The following is a 16,190-nucleotide window of genomic DNA, read 5'->3' as shown; positions in this document are numbered from 1 at the left end:
TTTGACAATGAATAAGAATCTGATTGAAAAGATCGCTCCGCAACTGACGGAGTTGATGATAAAGAAAATGGAAACGCTTACCGGAGAGTGGCGCAAGCCGTGGATTGCCGACCTTGCGCACGGTCTTCCGCGTAACCTGCGCGGCACGCACTACCGGGGCGGGAATATCCTGATGCTGCTGTTCCTCTCGGAGATCGCTGGCTATCGTACGCCGCTCTTTATGACCTTCAAACAAGCCAAGGAAGAGGGTCTGAACATCCTCAAAGGCTCCGGTTCGTTTCCGGTCTTCTTCTGGAAACTGTACATCCGCCATAAGGAGACCCGCAAAAAGATCGAACTGGCGGAATACTACCGCCTGCCGCAGGAGCAGCGGCGGCAATACGACGTGCTGCCCGTGATGCGCTATTACCCGGTCTTCAACATCGACCAGACGGATATGTCGGAACAGCAGCCGGAGCGCTACACTTCGCTTACGACACCGACCGGGCCGAAAGACTACTCGGACGGTCTGACATGCGAGGTGCTCGATCGGATGCTGGCGGAGCAGTCGTGGCTCTGTCCCATCCTGCTCAGATCCGGCAACAGGGCGTCCTATTCGCCGACGCTCGACCGGATCGTCTGCCCCGAAAAACGGCAGTTTCCGGAGAGTGCGGCCTTTTGGACCACGCTTCTTCACGAGGTCACGCACAGTACGGGGCATGCGGAGCGTCTGAACCGTCCTTTTGGCGCTTGCTACAGAGATGCCGACTACATCCGCGAAGAGTTGGTCGCCGAACTTACGGCGGCTTTGTGCGGTGCGATGCTGGGCTTCGCTACGACGCCTCGTGAGGAGAGCGCCGCCTATATCAAGGACTGGCTGGCGGAGTTCCATAAAGAGCCGACCTACCTGTTCGACATCCTCACGGACGTGAACCGTGCCGCGCGGATGATCTCCGAACGGCTGGCCTGCGAACAGGAGCCGGAAACCCCGGGAGCGATTCCGGCCGAAGCCGCCTGATCCAAAAACCGAATATAAACGATTGTTCAACCTGTGCCGCGACCTTTAGGCCGCGGCGCTTTCATTATCAGCAATATGCAACAAGATAAAACCAAAGATCGGTACAGCTGCGAAACGCTGCTGTCGATGAATACGCTTTACGACCATGAACACCACCTGACGCAGGCGGATGTAGATGCCGCCAATGCTTTGGTGCGTCATATCGAACGCACCCGCAACCCACGTGTCCCGCAGGTCGGCGACCGGGTGCGCTATACCACGCGCCACGGTGACTTCCACGGCAACGCCCTGATCGAGGCTGTCCGTGAAGGCGGAACGCCTTCGATCTGCCTGTGCCCTTACGTGCCTTTCGTGTGGGCGACAGCCGGCGGTATCGGCTGCGCGGTCAGCGGAGGGCCTTTTACAGCCGTGATGCCGCAAGAGCTGAAGCCTTCCGGTGCTATGCCGGGGGATTTCTGTGCTTGGGGACATTGCGGCGCCTGCGGCAACGGAGTCGTCCGGTTCTGCGCCGAGGTGCCGCTGTGGGAATTCCGGGAAGGCGATCCGCTCTACGGTGATTTCTCCACCGAGAAATGGCGCAAGATCAGTCTTTACAAAGATACGGAGAACCTGCATGGTAACCTTTACCGCGGCGACTGTATTTCGTTCCGGACGGAGGAGGAGTTCCGACGGTTTCTCTCCGATTGCGAAGGAACGGTATTCGCGGCTCCCAATCCGAAGTCGGTCATCGTCTGGGGCTACCGGGACGAGCAGGTCGCCCTGCCCCGGACGGAGTGGAAGGCGCTCGACGTTCCCGTTACAGAGCGGCGCATCTACAACACGCTCCAACCCGTGAAACTCGTCAAGGACCACGGGCGGCATACTGCGGTCTGCTATTTCGTCAGACCGGAAGACGACATCAGTCAACCGCAGGACATGACGCTCGAAGAGTTAATCTACGAAGAGTCATGCCCTACAAGCAAAGTTACAGTGTAGAATGATCCTGTCATCCGTATGCCACTCGATTTGGATGATGTGGACACACAGACTTGCCGAATCATAGACCTCTGTGAGCGAGCCAGTGTTCAGGTCCCTGTGCATCCAAGGCTGCGCGATACAATGTATTAATATAATATCCATTTACCATGCACGAAGCAGAACAATATTTACGCAATCCAGAAACCCCGTACTCTCTGTACATCCAGTATCAAGGTCGACGCCGACGTCTGTTTTACAACCGCGATCAAAACATTTGCGGCATCATCGGTATCGGCAGACGAAGATATGGCTTCGGATTCGGCGACTGGGACAACATTGAAAAGATTTTCAAACCGGCTCCGGACAAAGACCCTGAGGAAATCAATCGCCGTCTAATCCGCAAATTCCAGCGGGAAGCGGCCAAAGCAGGATTCACAAGCCCGTTTATCCGCAAAATCCAGCATGCCGATTACAGCAAGGATCTCTACAAAAACGGCATCACGACCGGAACCAGTATCGACGGGCAGATCATCACGCTCGAAGCCGTGCGCAAATGGTGCGGCAAAACGACTTACCGGTCTTTCTGCGAGGCCGTCAAAAACCGCACGCCGTTCCATTCGGGTCGGTTTGATTTCCGCGGCTACGACGGTTCGCTATGGGTGGAGCCTTGCGATAAGGACGATGGCTATCACCGGGTTGGGGACCTGACCGCAGGATTTTCGAAAGAGTACCGAGGATGCGGTAACGGTTATTACTACCTGCTTATCAACGAGCATACCTTCATCGGCTGCGATATAGACTAACGAAAATCCGGACTATTATGAAAATCATGTGTCAGGAGCACTACGATAAAGTAGTGCAATATGCCGAAAGTATCGACGACAAGACGCTCCACGAGTGTCTGAAACGGCTCGAACGCCGGGAGCAAAATCCCCATCATCCGTGCGAAATCGAACTTTACAAGGACTTCGCACCTTATTCGTTCCTTTTCAAGGAGCGTTATCCCGATGGGCGTTTGGGCGTTGTCGGCGGACTGGTCTATCATGGCTGCCCGGATCGGTCGCATTGTTTTATCGACGGGCCGTTTCATGGCTGGATGACCCATACCTGAAAAGTTGAATACGAATTGTCGATCCCGGCCGGACACAATAAATCCGGTCGGGATTTTGTTTTTATTATTAAATATTGGTAATTTTGCGTAAAGACTGAACAACTATGAAAACGACATCGGTAGCCCTCGGTGTTTATTTCGAGGATTTCATCAAGGCAAAAATCGCACAGGGGCGTTATAACAATGCCAGCGAGGTTATTCGGGCCGGCTTGCGGCTTTTGGAGGAGAACGAAAGCCGTCTGACGGAGTTGAAAGCTGCCATCCGCGAGGGAATCGACAGCGGCGTGGCCGAAGGATTCGACCCGGAGGATCATCTGAAAACCCTGAAAGCCAAGTGGACGAATGGATGAAATACGGTTTACCCGCAAAGCGGTCGAAGACCTTTCCGACATTTGGAACTATACGGCGGATAGGTAGTCGGAGCAATAGGTGGATACTTACAATGTCGTTGCGAATTGTTCCCGGGACGAGTTTTGCCTCTTTCGCATTGACAATCATTCTTTCTCTGCAAAGAGATATATTATTCTATGAATGTAAGGAAATCGTTAAATATGTATTTGGTCTTTACCTCGTCCCGATTCAATTCTTTACGTATTTTTATTCTTTATGAAATCGGAGGTTGGACGCATATCTCGTAACCGGTAATTTTTCAACATGCGAAGCTAGGCATTCAAGGCTTTGTTGAACTCTTCATTGATGTTGTGTAAGGCAACATGCAATTGAAGATTGCCTTTAGGTGCCGGATGTGGTTCGGATCCTCAATAGCACTCCTGCCTACGTCCCAAAATGCAGGCTTGATCTTAAAGGTCGTAGTAAACACTGCGCCCTGTTAATCGTCATACGCATGCGAATTGCCGAAAACTCCAAATTGGCATTGTTCGGCGAGGACTGCAATTTGTGACTTAAAAACCAACTCTTCTATATGGTCATAGCCTTGTTATGGATTGTTCTTGGAAATTATATTTTTCAAAAGTCAGTCCGCAGACATTTTTCTATGACGCATTGTCACATGCTATTTCAAGTTATTTATCCCGATAGGTTCTTTGCGTATGACGCCGGGATGACGTTATTTGACATTATTTTCTATCTGCTTCCGACTTGTTTCCAGCTCGTTAATAAGTTCCTCTTCTGTCGGGAGATAAAGTTTGTATTTTGAGGCAAACAATTGATTGCTGTCGTTCATTACCGAGTATTTGACAATCGTGTTGTCCCGCTCGGTGCAAAGCACGATACCGATAGTTGGATTATCGGTTTCTGTGCGTATATTCTCCTCGAAATAGCGAGTATAGAAATCCATTTGTCCGATGTCTTGATAAGTCAGTTTCCCGACTTTCAGATCAATCAGCACAAAGCATTTGAGGATGAAGTTATAGAATACAAGATCGACATAGTAGTTTTCGTTGTCGGTCTTGAAACGGTATTGACGTGAAACAAAGGAAAAACCGCGCCCCAACTCCAACAAGAATTGTTGCAGGTTGTCGATAAGCGCTTTTTCCAAATCTTTTTCATAGAAGTTCACGCCACTCGGAAGACCGAGAAAGTCGAGCACATACGGGTCTTTGATGATGTCGGCCGGTGTGAGTTGTGCTTGGCGCGAAGCCGCATCTTCGGCTTCTTTTACTATAAGTTGATTTTGCGAAGAGAGAATTCGTTCGTAGGTCAGTCGCTCAATTTGCGAATCCAATGCCCGCGTACTCCAGTTCTGCAATGCAGCTTCATTCATGTAGTAAAGTCGGGCGCGTTCGTTTTCAACACGGATTAACGTGCGGTAATGGGTCCATGTCAATTCGGGACGCAGTGCGTCCCATTTTGGGAACAGCAAATAAAACTGACGATAACGGCGTAATTCACGGGCGTCGAAACCTCGCCCGAACTCTACCGACAACTTCTCTGCAAGGTCGTTAATTACCCTTTGTCCGTATTCTGCGCGACTGGCTCCGGCTTGTTCTTCTTCAACTATTCGGCGGCCTATTTTCCAATTGGCCTCAAGTATACCGGTATTTACCGCCTTGTATATAGTGTTACGAGTATTGATAATGATAGCTCGAATATCGTCGTATAGAGTTGTTATAGCGCTCATATTTAATGCTTTTGAAGACGGGACGCACTGCGTCCCGAAAGTATGTTACTTTTGTTCGTTCGATGCTTTAGGTATATTGCAACCTTTTAAAAACCCTTGTTTCAACACATTGAGAAATGTCGAATTTCGAGATTCTGCATCTTTCAAAAAGGCATCAAAGGATAATACATATAAGCCAAATGGAATGCGAATATTCTTATCTTCGTCTAAAATAACCGTATGCTCTTTGTAGAATAAAGATCCTGCAGAAAATAATTCCGTATAATTTTCTTCTTTTAACGCTATGCGAAATTCTGCATCTATATCTACGATTCCGTAGAACCAAATACGTTGAATTTTATCGGGATAATATTTTGCAAGTTTTCGAGCGCGCTGTTTTAGCTGACTGACGACCTCTTCTCTTTTGGCCAAAGGCAATCCTAATTTTTTGAGTTCAACGATAACAACATCCGTTTTAGTCTGTACTTCTACTTGGCCTACTGGATTATGAAAATCATTAGAAAAGACGATTGCAATATCAGGCCTTTTTTCATCATCAACATTCTCTCCATCCAATGCAAGATATGGCATAAGCTTATTCATTTCCAAATCGCTGAGGATGGTTGAATAAGACATATATTTATCGTCTAACAACCACGCATTGTTAGTGTATAGATCGTTTATAAATCCTGCTTTCCCACAAACTTTTTTTCTAGGAACAATTATATCGTGAATATCCGCTTCCGGATTCTTCTTATCAATTTGTTTTAGATTTTTGATGATTACATTTCGATATAAAATATACTCCATCAATGTTCGAGAGGAAACGTTAAGAGCTTTTTCATATTGTTCGGTTGAAATTGTGTTTGGAGCATCCAAAACCTCTTTTTGTGCCTGAAAGAACTTACGTTGGGCTGTTTCAATCGCTTTATTGCGATCGATAATTCCAATTGATTGTTCATCGAAATAACCTGCCAAATGAGGATAATTATTATTTAGGCTTTCTGTTATATGTTTATTTTCCTCTTGAATGCTTGGGATTTTTTCATTCAGAATAATCGTTGCATGTTTCCTAAATAGATTTTTTACAGTTTTCAATTCTTGCTCATCAAGTGTCAGGGCTTCTCGAGAAGGATTTGTTTTACCTGTAAAGAAACTGGAATACAACAGAAAAACTATTTCATATCCTTTGGGGGTAGATTCTTTTGACATAATATCAATAGGAATTGTTCTCCCATCAACGCAGATTGCGGTTACTAGTGACGATTCTTTATTGGTTTGTTTGATTTTGTAAAAAATATCAATCGTGTCAAAAAGGTCTAAGCTTTCTGCAGGAAATTTTCTGCTTTCTAAATCGACACTTTGACTAGCTATCAGTATTTGACAATCGTTATAAAATCCTTGCTCAGGATTAGGCTCTTTGGTAGATAACGTTAAATCAATCTTCAAATCTTTACCCGCTTTAACAATGGAAAACAGATGCGGGTAAAAATGATAAAGTATAGACTGCCTAATAGATACCGGTTTAAGAAAATCATAAGAATATAATTTTTTCTTTAGGTACCCGCTAAATGCCAATCTGCTGCCCGTATAAGTGGCATCAGGAGCCGGAGAGAGAGTGAAATTGTTTTTCTCAAAGTTCTTCTTGAACGTAAACTTCCGAATTTGTTTCTCAAATATGCTTTCGATATAAACTTCTTTGAAATATTTGAGGAAGACCAATCGTCCGAGTCCTTTGTGATCTTCTTCCTCTGTTTCAAGTAATTTAGTGAATTTACGATACCGATCGTTAGTAAAACCAACACCGTTGTCAGAAATTACTATTGTAAGAGATTCCGGCTTGGAATACGAATCAACGGCAATGCTTATTTGGATATTATTGGCGCCTGCATCTATTGCGTTGGCAATAGCTTCAAAATACACAAGCTCCAATGATGAAGAGGATGGATAAAAAAAATCAATCGCCCGACTTAAATTAACCTCCATGCCGTCCATAAGCCCTTATAAGTTATATTGTGAACAAAGGTAGCAAATATTAACAATTGAGCACAGAAATACAATGAAAAAATGCGGGCTATTGTCAATGTTTGGGATCAAAATAGGAACCAATAGAGTGGTTATTATGCAATCTATCGTGTAGTCTCATTTTCTCAAACGATAGTATCACGAGATTACACTGGGAAATATTATGTTGCAATAGTTCGTGTTCGCTTCAGCTCTTCATCGTCGATCCGATTGTTCGGCAGATATTCTATACTCAGTTTCATGACGCTATGAAATATGCAGAGTTATAAATATAAGGAATATCCGGGAAATTACTCGCGGTTGATACCCATTTTTTTGATTAGATCTTTTATATATCTTTCGGAATGCCGGTACTGGCGCTTATGCAACAAAGGCACGATATTTTCGTTTGTATTGTGAACGAACTCCGCAGGGAGTACCGAGGAAACGACGCAATTTCACACTACACGGTCGGCAGGAGCCGGCAAAGCCCCGCTTAACTATTTGTCGAAACGACGACACGATGCCCGACTGCATTGCGTGCCGACACTCCGTATGCCCCTGCGCCTAATTATGCACGATGAATATTCATTTCGATATATATGGTCTTATAACGACGACCGTCAAATCGCTGCCCTACGTCAGCGAAGGCATTCCGGCAGGATTCCCTTCGCCGGCCGCGGACTATATCGGCGACCGCATCGACCTGAACGAAGTCCTCATACTGAGTCCGGGTGCGACATACTATGCCCGCGTTCGGGATTACTATCTGGTCGAGGAGGAGCTGGAGCAGGGCGACGGCATCCTTTTCGACACGCGGCTTGCACCGCGCACCGGGGACCTGGCGTTTTGCGAGGTCTGCGGCGAACGGGTGCTGAAATATATCCGCAAACGGGGGCGCGAGCTATGGCTTCTCGGCGGCGGAACGGACGACACGCTTCCTGTCGACGGCGACACCGAAGCGCGGGTGCTGGGCGTCGTTACGGTCGTCATCAAAGTCCGGAGGTTCAAGCGACGGCGCACACGCCTTATCGACCGCCTGCCGCAGAAGGAACAACCCGCGCTGTTCGAGCGGCGGGCTATCCGAGCCTCGTATTTTCCGGCGAGCGACGTTCCCGTCGCGGGGCTCGTCGACCTGAACGAAGAGCTGATTCCTAACCCGATCAGCACCTTCTTCGGGAAAGTGCGGGGCATCTCTCTGATCGAAGACGACATCGAGGACAGCGATTCGGTGATCGTGGACCGGATGCTCGAACCCCGGTGGGGCGATCTTGCCGTATGCGTCACCTCCGAAGGCTTCACCATGAAATACGTCGAGGTGCACGACGACGGGGAGATCTGGCTGATGCCCGGCAACAAGGACTATGCTCCGATTCGGATTACCGGCGAGAACGAACGGTTGATATGGGGCATCGTCACCCACTCCATCCGGCAGCTGAGGACGAAGAAAGGAGGTATAGGATGAGCCGGAAGCTGTTGCCCCTGAATCCCCGCCAGATGGTCGGCCTTGCCGACGGGAATTCATTTTACTGCTCCTGCGAGGAGTCCATGCAGCCGTGGCTGCACGGAAAGCCCATTATCGTGGCCTCGAACAACGACGGCTGTGCGATAGCCATGAACCGGCCGGCGAAGCGATACGTCAGGATGGGTGACGCGCTGTTTCAGATAGCAGACACCATCCGGGAACACGGCATCGTTACGTTCTCCTCGAACTACGAGCTCTACGGCGACATGAGCAACCGCATGCACAGCATTTGGGCCTCCTTCGTCCCCAACCTCGAAATATACAGCATCGACGAGGCCTTCCTCGACTTTACGGGAATGGAAGGCTTCGATTTCGAGAAGCTGGGGCGCGAGATCATCCGCACCACCCGGCGCGGAATCGGCATCCCGATCTGTCTGGGCATCGCCCCGACCAAAGTACTGGCCAAGGCCGCCAACAAGCTCGCCAAGACGGACGACGCCCGGCGGGGGCTCTATATCATCGATACGGAGGAGAAGCGTGTGGAGGCGTTGAAAAAACTCCCGATAGGCGATGTGTGGGGCATCGGTCGGCGGCATGAGAAGCGCCTGACGGCGATGGGTGTCCGCACGGCCTACGATTTCTCCGTGCTGCCGCGCGAGTGGGTGCGCAGGAACATGACTGTCGTTGGCGACCGCCTCTGGCGCGAGATGAACGGGACGCCCTGTATCAGTCTGGAACTGGCGCCGCCCGACAAGCAGGAGATATGCACATCGCGGGCATTTGGGAAAATGACCTCCGACTTCAACGAGGTGAAAGCCGCCGTTGTGCGCTATTTAAGTTCGTCCGCCCATAAGCTCCGTGACCAGCATTCCTATGCCCGGCGCATCTATGTCGGCATCGAAACCAATCCTTTCAACGAGAACCAGCGTCAGACCTTCCGGGGACTGCAAATCGAATTTCCCGTACCGACGGACAATACGTTCGAGATGGTGCCTTATGCCATGACGCTGCTCCGGGCGATCTGGCCGGCCTACGCCCCCGGCGAACGGCCGTTCCTGTTCAAACGCGCTACCGTCACGTTGTCGGACCTTATTCCTGCCGAAGCGCTTCAGCTCAACATGTTTCACCATAGGCCCGACATCGGGCAGCTGCGGCATTTGCAGGCCGCGGTGGACGAGGTCAACGGACCGCTGAACCTCGACAGCCGCCTCGTGGTGCTGGGTGCGGAATTGACCGGGCAGAATAATACCCGGCTGCGGCGCGAGATGCTCTCGAAATGTCCTACGACCAAATGGAGCGATCGGATAGATATTGCCATCTAACTTTGTAAAGAATTTTTGTTTATGTGTTTTTTCACCTCTCTGTCAGCAAATGCAGCGGCCGTAGCCAAAAGGTACGGTAAGCAGTTGGATATTATCGAAGCTGCCCGGCAGGTACTCGCCGAGCAGGAACAGGACGCAAGGGCCCGTCAGGACGCCGGATCCGAACATAGGATGAGCGTTTACGACGTTCGGCTGGCCGAGGAGATCTACGTCATTCCCGCCTATGCCGAGCCGCACTGCGTTATCGTTTCGGGCTCGGAGGAACTTCAGGTCATGCAGTGGGGGCTGATTCCGCGGACGGCGAAGCCCGGAGATGCTCAGCGTTACGACCGGGAGAATCTGTTCAAGAACGCACGGGCCGAGACGCTTTTCGAGAAATGGCCGTGGCGAATGCTGTGGCAGCATAACCGGTGCATCATCCCCGTAACCGGATTCTACGAGCCGCACAGACTGCCGAACGGAAAGGCGCAGTATTACTATACCACTTTAAAGGATCAGGAATTATTCTCCATCGCCGGGCTCTGGGACGAGTGGACGCATCCGCAGACCGGAGAAAAAGTGCTGTCGTTCGTGCTGATAACGACCGAAGCGAACGCCATGATGCGGAAGATCCATAACGGCGGAGGCAATCCGTTCCGGATGCCGAAGATACTAACCCAAGAGCAGGAGAAGCGCTGGCTCGACCCGTCCATCGCATCCGAGGAGGCCGTCGCGGCCCTGCTGACCGTATACCCCGAAAAGGAGATGACAGCATGGCCCGTGCGGCCGAAGTTCAACTACGGAGACCCTTACGACGAAGGAATTATAGAGCCGGTCGCGGAAATGCAGACGCTCGGACTCTGAACGCAAAGCTGCATGACATCATACAAAAAGAGAGGAGACCGATAACGGCCTCCCCTCCGGCAATGAGTCGCGTCACTCTTCTAATATATGAACTCTGCCAGTGCATCGACGAGCAGTCTGAGGAGCTGCTCGGCCGTCAGAGGGTAGGACCTTTTCCTGAATATGCGGTCCATCTTCGTCCGTAGGAGCTCGAAGAAACAGTTGGCTTCGTGAACCGGCATTTTCTTGACCGTCATCACCATCAGCCACAGCGGAACTTCGATATAGGGCGGCTGGATGAAGAGTTCGAGCAGTTCGTCGGAGTGGTGCCTGTAATCCAGAAAACTGTTCTCGCAGACTCCGTACAGCGGCAGGACGATCAGCTCGTAGACGATGCGGTGCGTTCTGCGCATATCGCCTTCTTCATAAAACCATACGTCGATCTTTTTGGCGCCGACTATCCGGTACGGATTATAATTGTCCCTGCTCATTTCAGGAAAGGCCCTTTATTTCCGAGTAAATGCTGTTGACCATGTAATCACGTAATTCACTGCGGGTCGAGAGGCGGCAGAACCGGTATTGCTCAGGTAGATGCCGGCCTTTCGAAAAATGTTTCTGGTCCGTCGACCACGACTCCAGAAAGATCGAGTTCCCGTCGTGCCTGTCGTAAAGACCCCATAGGGATTCCGCATCCGGACATCGGGGATCGTCGGTATGGAAAAGATATACCTCTCCGACTTTGAAATTACATTGTTTCACCGTCATTCGTTTGGGCTGTTTTATAATTTGTGCGGCAAAGATGGATGAAACGTCGGGCCCTTGCAAGAACATGTGGAACCATTCCAATTTTTTATTATAACAGGTGCGTCTCGATGCGCGTTTAACGAAGAATTTACGGCGGTCGGTTTTGCCGGGTACTTACTGCGTAGTGCAGCGGATTTCGCGTTTTGGAAATCGATTTTCTCACAAAAACGCCGGAAAAAATTTGGATGATAACGAAGAAATGACTATATTCGGGATAACAATAGAGCAATTTATCTGTTGTAAACTGTTTATCGTTCGTAAGTCCCAACTTTTACCTCAATGGCGAATAAACAGGCAAGATCGTAATGCGCGGTCTTGACTGGTTCGCCATAACCTTTGGGACGGTACGAAGCAACCGGTCGAGAACCGCGCATATTTTTTGACATTGCGAATCAAAAGATGTGCCACTATGAATCGACCCGAATGTGAAAGCGAAAGGCTGATTTACAGTTTAGAAACAAGCTCCAAATTACAACTTTTATTCGAAAACTCCGCTGTCGGTGAAACTTATTTGTTTCACCGGATTGCTTCGGATTGCCTGCGGATTCCCCGTTTTTCGATAAAGGCATCGGAACCGCCGTCGGTTCCGTATCGACCGCCTCCGATTCGTCTTCATTCTGATGGCACCGTCCGCTTTCGCCCGGCTGCCCGCAAAGCCGGCCCGCTAAGACTCGTGCGCACGGATCGCCGTTCCGGCATCGTCTGAATACGAACAAATTTTCCTAATCTCAAAATGATGGATTTTATGAACGGTTTTGAAAAGGATAACGAGAATCCATATCGCCTTTATCGTGTGGTAAGCGTCAAAAAGATCGACCGCTGGTTTTTCGAGAAGCATAACCATCGCAGAACCCATGCGAAAATCTATGAAACGGTCATCCGGCCTAAGTTCGGGATTTGCGAAAACACGTTTCTCGACTACCGCCACGAATCCGACGAACTGCTGGAATTGTTCCGGCAATCGGTCAACGTCGAATTTTCGATGTGGCTTCCGACCATGGAGGCCAAGTACATGAGCCCTGTCGAAGCCGACCGCTTCAGTTTGATGCTTTGGGATGCGTTCGACTCGGCTTTTAAATGTATACTCAAAGAGGAACTGGCCTGCCGGATAAATGCCGAAAAGTTATTGAAATACCTGATAATCTGTTTGGGAGAGAAATCTCCCGTCGTGGTGAGGTGACGCGGCTCGTTATTTCGGTAGTCTGATGCCGGGCTCCGTTTTTCTCGGTGATTTCCACTAAAAGTACCTTGTCATCGGAGATCGTGAGCTTGGGCAGCGCGAATACCGTCCGCTGGCGCTGGTGCCCCTTACGACGGCCGGATCATTGCATGGATCGACTTCGGGAAAACGTCCTATCAGTCCCATCCGCTGGACCCGAAACGGGATCAGCCTGTGGAGCGGATCGCGATTCCGGAATAAGCGGGCAGTTATAGCACAAATTCGACCGTGTCCTCGTCGGCATCGCCGAGGCTGAACTCCTTGTCGGAGAAGAGTTCGGCGAGGCCCGTGATCTGTTTCAATCGCAGCAACTCGTCGCGGTCCATGCCGATATGACGCATGATCCACTGGTCGGACATCCGCGCGCGGGTCAGTTCGGCGACGATCTCGCTCATCAGCTCGACGTTGTGCGTTCCCCGCGCCCGGTTGTGGCGGATGGTCGAGGCCATGCGGTTCGAAAGGTCCTTTTCGATCACGGTGACGGGCAGCAGCCCCCGTTCGCGTTCGTAGATGCGCTTCGAGGTTTTGAGCACCAGATAGCGGTGGTAGCCGTCCACCAGTTCGTAACAGTCCCTTTCGGCGTCGTAATAGCAGACGCACGGCATCGTATAGCCGTCCTCCCAGATAGACAGTTCCAGCAGCTTCATTTCGGGCGGTGCCACGACGTTGGGGTTGTAGCTGTTCGCCACGACCTTCTCAACCGGTACGGCGCGGACGTTATAGACAGGGCTTCGGTAGCTCTTTTCGGTCGGATGTTCGTAATAGCGATTCATATTTTTCCATGATTTTCCTGCGGCGCAGCGTTTCGCTCTTGTTGGGCGAAAAACCCATGTATTTGCAGGCGTGGTCGTTTTTCAGAATACAGATGCAGATGCGTTTGAACGTGGGCAGCTGACCGAATTCCGGAAGGTCGATGTCGTCGAGATACTCCATGCGCACCGGACGCTTGTCGGTGCGGTAGCCGCTTTTGTCGCCGACTTCGATGCGGATGCCGGCCCTATGCAGTTTGGCGATGGTTTCCTCGGAGAGACATCCGCCCTTTTCGCGCCAGAAGCGGATGCTTACGGATAGTTTTTCCAGATAGTTGCGCCGCGTCGGCTCCGGAAGTGTCGAGAGCAGGAAGTGCATGTAGCGCTCCCACGTCATTCCTTTCGGCAGGCGCGCCGACTGCCAGCCGACTGCCGCCGTCCTGCCGTACAGCGCCGCGAAATTGGCCCCGTCGACCCGGCCGACCATGCGTCCCCACGTATCCGGATCGACGGCCTTGTAGAGGTGCAGGCTGGCGATGGCCGGCGAGATGAACGGACTGGCCACGCGCTGACTGTCGAGCGGCACGCCGGCCCGGTAGAAGAGGTCGTATAGCCGGTTGTAGGGCCAGCCGAAACGACCGTTCGCCGTCCAGATGTCGGTCGTCAGCCAGTCGTAGAGCGGATAGGCGTTGCAGATGCCGCCGCCGGCCCACTGGCGTATCCACCGTTTTCCGGCGAACCGATGGTGGTTGCGGTCGCTGTAAATCGTGCGCCAGCGGTTGAAGCTCTCCTGTGTGCGGATGCCGATCAGACAGCACGTGCGCGTCGCACCGCTGCGTGCGTGGAGCCATTCGGCGAAGCGGTTCTGGAACTCGTAATCCCACATTTCGTCGGTGAAGAACGGGAAATCCTGATGCGTAAGGCATCCCTCAGGCATCTCCCGTACCCAAACGTCCCGCTTCGATTCCTCCCACGGCCGCCAGTACTGCCGGAACATCGAGGTGCAGGTCTGGACCTTGAACGGCACGCAGACCCGGTAGACGTCGAGGATGTCGGCGTTCGCGGCCAGCGTGCGGTCCACGTAGTCGAGCGTATCGCGGTACTGGATTTCGTAATCCATGTGGAACACCCCGATTCTCCGCCGCAGTCCGTGCCGCCGGACGTAGTCGATGCAGAGGTTGAGCAGCACGCCGCTGTCCTTGCCGCCGGAAAAGGAGACGTAGATGTTGTCGAAGAGGTCGAAGACGGTTTTCAGCCGCTGCTGCGTACGTTCGTAGACGTTCATGGCTGCCGCTTTTTCCCGTACTGCATCGTAACGTACTGCGTCCACTCCTTCGTGGGGACGAATCCCTCGGTGCGGAACACTTCGGCGTGGCGGAGCAGCGTCATGGAACGTATCGTATAATCGCGGTGGTAGTATTGGATGATTTCACGCAGGAAGCGCGACAGCAGCCGCGGGTCGTCGCCCGAAACGTAATAGTTGTTGATCTTGGCCACTCCGCCGTCGGTGATCTCAACGGGAACGAATCCGAAGACGGTCTCGCCTTCCCACGCGACGAACCACGTGTGCGCACGCGAGGTCCAGAACGGGTAGTTGTTGTTCTGACGCAACACGCTGCGCCGCATGACCAGCGGGGCGACGAGTGTGTAAAGGCGGGGCGAAGTGCCGTCCAGTTTCTCGATTGTCATATCCGAAAGGTTATAAAACGACCGAATGTTATACATCTGTGACCGAATGTATTAAAAGCGCATTCGATCCTTCCAAATATAAAAAATATCGGTCGTTTTCCCAAATTTTCGGATCAGGGCGAAGGATGATATTGCACTGGTTTTTCTTTTGCACCAGCGTATTTTTTAGGCAGAAAAAATTATTTTTGCATACGAAACCGTTAACCTTGATTTATGAATTGTGCAAATCATCCTGCCGAAGCGGCAGTCGCCCAATGTACGGAATGCGGAAAAGGACTGTGTGTACAATGCGTACAAAACCAGCCAAAACCCGTATGCGCCGCATGCCATGAAAAATTGAGAAGCCAGACTGTCGGCTCGATTGTTTTTCATCTGCTTGTTTATGTCGGGCTGTTCATCCTGGGATATAAATTGAATTTCATGGAAGGGAATGGATTTCCCGACGGGAGATTTGCCAGCGGTTATACGCTGATGGCCGTGGTCTCCGGCTGGCAGTTCTTGAACTCTGTCGTCGGCTGGCGATTGGTGCAGGGAGATTTGACGGCTTGGGCGATCTATTACGTGCTTAAATTACTCATTTCCGTAATTGTCGGCTTTTTCACAGCCCCTTTCATGATCCTGTGGAACTTGATAAAACTGATATCTTTCATGATGCGACGATAACAATCTTCTAAAACAAGGGATAGCCTAATACTCTGGGATGCGTTCGATAAGGCTTTTCAACATATATTCAAAGAGGAATCGATCTGCCGGATACATGCCGAAAAGTTATTGAAATGCCTGATAATCTGTTTGGGCGAGAAATCACCCGTCGGGGTGAGGTGACGCGACTCGTTAATGAAGGGAGGGGGCTGTCCGAAATTTCGGACAGCCCCCTCCCGGTGTTTTCATAAACCAGTCATTTTATAGCACCTTGGCATTCGAAATCTCCCGGCTCGGAATTTCGGTAGTCTGATGCCGGGCTCCATTCTTTTCGATGATCTCCAATAAGA

17 protein-coding genes are annotated in these 16,190 nt (G+C 50.9%); 11 read left to right on the top strand and 6 right to left on the bottom strand.

Going from position 1 to position 16,190, the window contains the following annotated elements; genetic code table 11:
• Window positions 1–7 precede the first annotated feature (7 nt).
• The 5 genes from HMPREF9720_RS12435 (at window position 8) to HMPREF9720_RS12415 (ending at window position 3,415) form a co-directional block, all read left to right on the top strand.
• Window positions 8–997, top strand: a complete 990-nt coding sequence (locus HMPREF9720_RS12435) for an ArdC family protein (RefSeq protein WP_009598751.1) — start codon at window positions 8–10, stop codon at window positions 995–997.
• A gap of 75 nt (window positions 998–1,072) precedes the next feature.
• Window positions 1,073–1,972, top strand: a complete 900-nt coding sequence (locus tag HMPREF9720_RS12430; RefSeq protein ID WP_009598744.1) for a DUF4121 family protein — start codon at window positions 1,073–1,075, stop codon at window positions 1,970–1,972.
• 149 nt (window positions 1,973–2,121) lie between these two features.
• Window positions 2,122–2,757 carry a hypothetical protein gene (locus tag HMPREF9720_RS12425; protein WP_009598741.1) on the top strand — a complete coding sequence of 212 codons (636 nt, stop codon included), beginning with the start codon at window positions 2,122–2,124 and terminating at the stop codon, window positions 2,755–2,757.
• Between the two features lie 17 nt (window positions 2,758–2,774).
• Window positions 2,775–3,065: a DUF4120 family protein gene (locus HMPREF9720_RS15230; protein WP_009598747.1), complete on the top strand. Its 291-nt coding sequence runs from the start codon at window positions 2,775–2,777 to the stop codon at window positions 3,063–3,065.
• Between the two features lie 104 nt (window positions 3,066–3,169).
• Complete coding sequence (locus HMPREF9720_RS12415) at window positions 3,170–3,415, top strand: type II toxin-antitoxin system ParD family antitoxin (RefSeq protein WP_009598748.1); 246 nt, start codon at window positions 3,170–3,172, stop codon at window positions 3,413–3,415.
• Window positions 3,416–4,131: 716 nt separating this feature from the next.
• On the opposite strand, the gene HMPREF9720_RS12410 is transcribed toward HMPREF9720_RS12415, so the two are convergent.
• Together HMPREF9720_RS12410 and HMPREF9720_RS12405 are read right to left on the bottom strand one after the other, a co-directional pair.
• The gene (locus HMPREF9720_RS12410) at window positions 4,132–5,145 is read right to left on the bottom strand and encodes a PDDEXK nuclease domain-containing protein (protein WP_009598749.1); all 1,014 of its coding nucleotides are present in this window, start codon (window positions 5,143–5,145) and stop codon (window positions 4,132–4,134) included.
• Window positions 5,146–5,190: 45 nt separating this feature from the next.
• Window positions 5,191–7,119, bottom strand: coding sequence for an ATP-binding protein (locus HMPREF9720_RS12405; protein ID WP_009598739.1), 1,929 nt, complete (start codon window positions 7,117–7,119; stop codon window positions 5,191–5,193).
• 589 nt (window positions 7,120–7,708) lie between these two features.
• Here HMPREF9720_RS12405 and HMPREF9720_RS12400 point away from each other — a divergent pair.
• From HMPREF9720_RS12400 to HMPREF9720_RS12390, 3 genes are read left to right on the top strand one after another with little or no spacing between them, the layout of a single operon-like run.
• Window positions 7,709–8,593 carry a S24 family peptidase gene (locus HMPREF9720_RS12400; RefSeq protein WP_009598742.1) on the top strand — a complete coding sequence of 295 codons (885 nt, stop codon included), beginning with the start codon at window positions 7,709–7,711 and terminating at the stop codon, window positions 8,591–8,593.
• Window positions 8,590–9,915: a Y-family DNA polymerase gene (locus HMPREF9720_RS12395; protein ID WP_014775014.1), complete on the top strand. Its 1,326-nt coding sequence runs from the start codon at window positions 8,590–8,592 to the stop codon at window positions 9,913–9,915. Before HMPREF9720_RS12400 ends, HMPREF9720_RS12395 begins: the two co-directional genes overlap by 4 nt.
• Before the next feature lie 21 nt (window positions 9,916–9,936).
• Window positions 9,937–10,758, top strand: coding sequence for an SOS response-associated peptidase (locus tag HMPREF9720_RS12390; RefSeq protein ID WP_009598745.1), 822 nt, complete (start codon window positions 9,937–9,939; stop codon window positions 10,756–10,758).
• A gap of 80 nt (window positions 10,759–10,838) precedes the next feature.
• Here the strand turns inward: HMPREF9720_RS12390 and HMPREF9720_RS12385 are convergent, their stop codons facing one another.
• Complete coding sequence (locus tag HMPREF9720_RS12385; protein ID WP_039940660.1) at window positions 10,839–11,228, bottom strand: hypothetical protein; 390 nt, start codon at window positions 11,226–11,228, stop codon at window positions 10,839–10,841.
• A gap of 722 nt (window positions 11,229–11,950) precedes the next feature.
• On the opposite strand from HMPREF9720_RS12385, the gene HMPREF9720_RS15490 reads away from it, so the two are divergent.
• Both HMPREF9720_RS15490 and HMPREF9720_RS12375 read left to right on the top strand, forming a co-directional pair.
• The gene (locus HMPREF9720_RS15490) at window positions 11,951–12,247 is read left to right on the top strand and encodes a hypothetical protein (RefSeq protein WP_139022500.1); all 297 of its coding nucleotides are present in this window, start codon (window positions 11,951–11,953) and stop codon (window positions 12,245–12,247) included.
• 39 nt (window positions 12,248–12,286) lie between these two features.
• Window positions 12,287–12,721: a hypothetical protein gene (locus HMPREF9720_RS12375; RefSeq protein ID WP_014775012.1), complete on the top strand. Its 435-nt coding sequence runs from the start codon at window positions 12,287–12,289 to the stop codon at window positions 12,719–12,721.
• 248 nt (window positions 12,722–12,969) lie between these two features.
• On the opposite strand, the gene HMPREF9720_RS12370 is transcribed toward HMPREF9720_RS12375, so the two are convergent.
• From HMPREF9720_RS12370 to HMPREF9720_RS12360, 3 genes are read right to left on the bottom strand one after another with little or no spacing between them, the layout of a single operon-like run.
• On the bottom strand, window positions 12,970–13,533 hold the full coding sequence (locus HMPREF9720_RS12370) for an IbrB-like domain-containing protein (protein ID WP_039940656.1): 564 nt from the start codon (window positions 13,531–13,533) through the stop codon (window positions 12,970–12,972).
• Window positions 13,478–14,794 (bottom strand): DUF3440 domain-containing protein, encoded by a 1,317-nt coding sequence (locus tag HMPREF9720_RS12365; RefSeq protein ID WP_009598740.1) that lies wholly within the window; start codon window positions 14,792–14,794, stop codon window positions 13,478–13,480. Before HMPREF9720_RS12365 ends, HMPREF9720_RS12370 begins: the two co-directional genes overlap by 56 nt.
• On the bottom strand, window positions 14,791–15,198 hold the full coding sequence (locus HMPREF9720_RS12360; protein ID WP_039940663.1) for a hypothetical protein: 408 nt from the start codon (window positions 15,196–15,198) through the stop codon (window positions 14,791–14,793). The genes HMPREF9720_RS12365 and HMPREF9720_RS12360 overlap by 4 nt, the downstream gene beginning before the upstream one ends.
• A 213-nt stretch (window positions 15,199–15,411) precedes the next feature.
• On the opposite strand from HMPREF9720_RS12360, the gene HMPREF9720_RS12355 reads away from it, so the two are divergent.
• A complete protein-coding gene (locus HMPREF9720_RS12355) occupies window positions 15,412–15,861 on the top strand; it encodes a hypothetical protein (RefSeq protein WP_227042937.1) in 450 nt (149 codons plus the stop codon).
• Window positions 15,862–16,190: the final 329 nt, after the last annotated feature.

This window comes from Alistipes sp. HGB5, assembly GCF_000183485.2.
In the GTDB taxonomy this organism is placed as follows: domain Bacteria; phylum Bacteroidota; class Bacteroidia; order Bacteroidales; family Rikenellaceae; genus Alistipes; species Alistipes finegoldii.
This window is presented reverse-complemented; position numbering and strand designations above follow the sequence as displayed.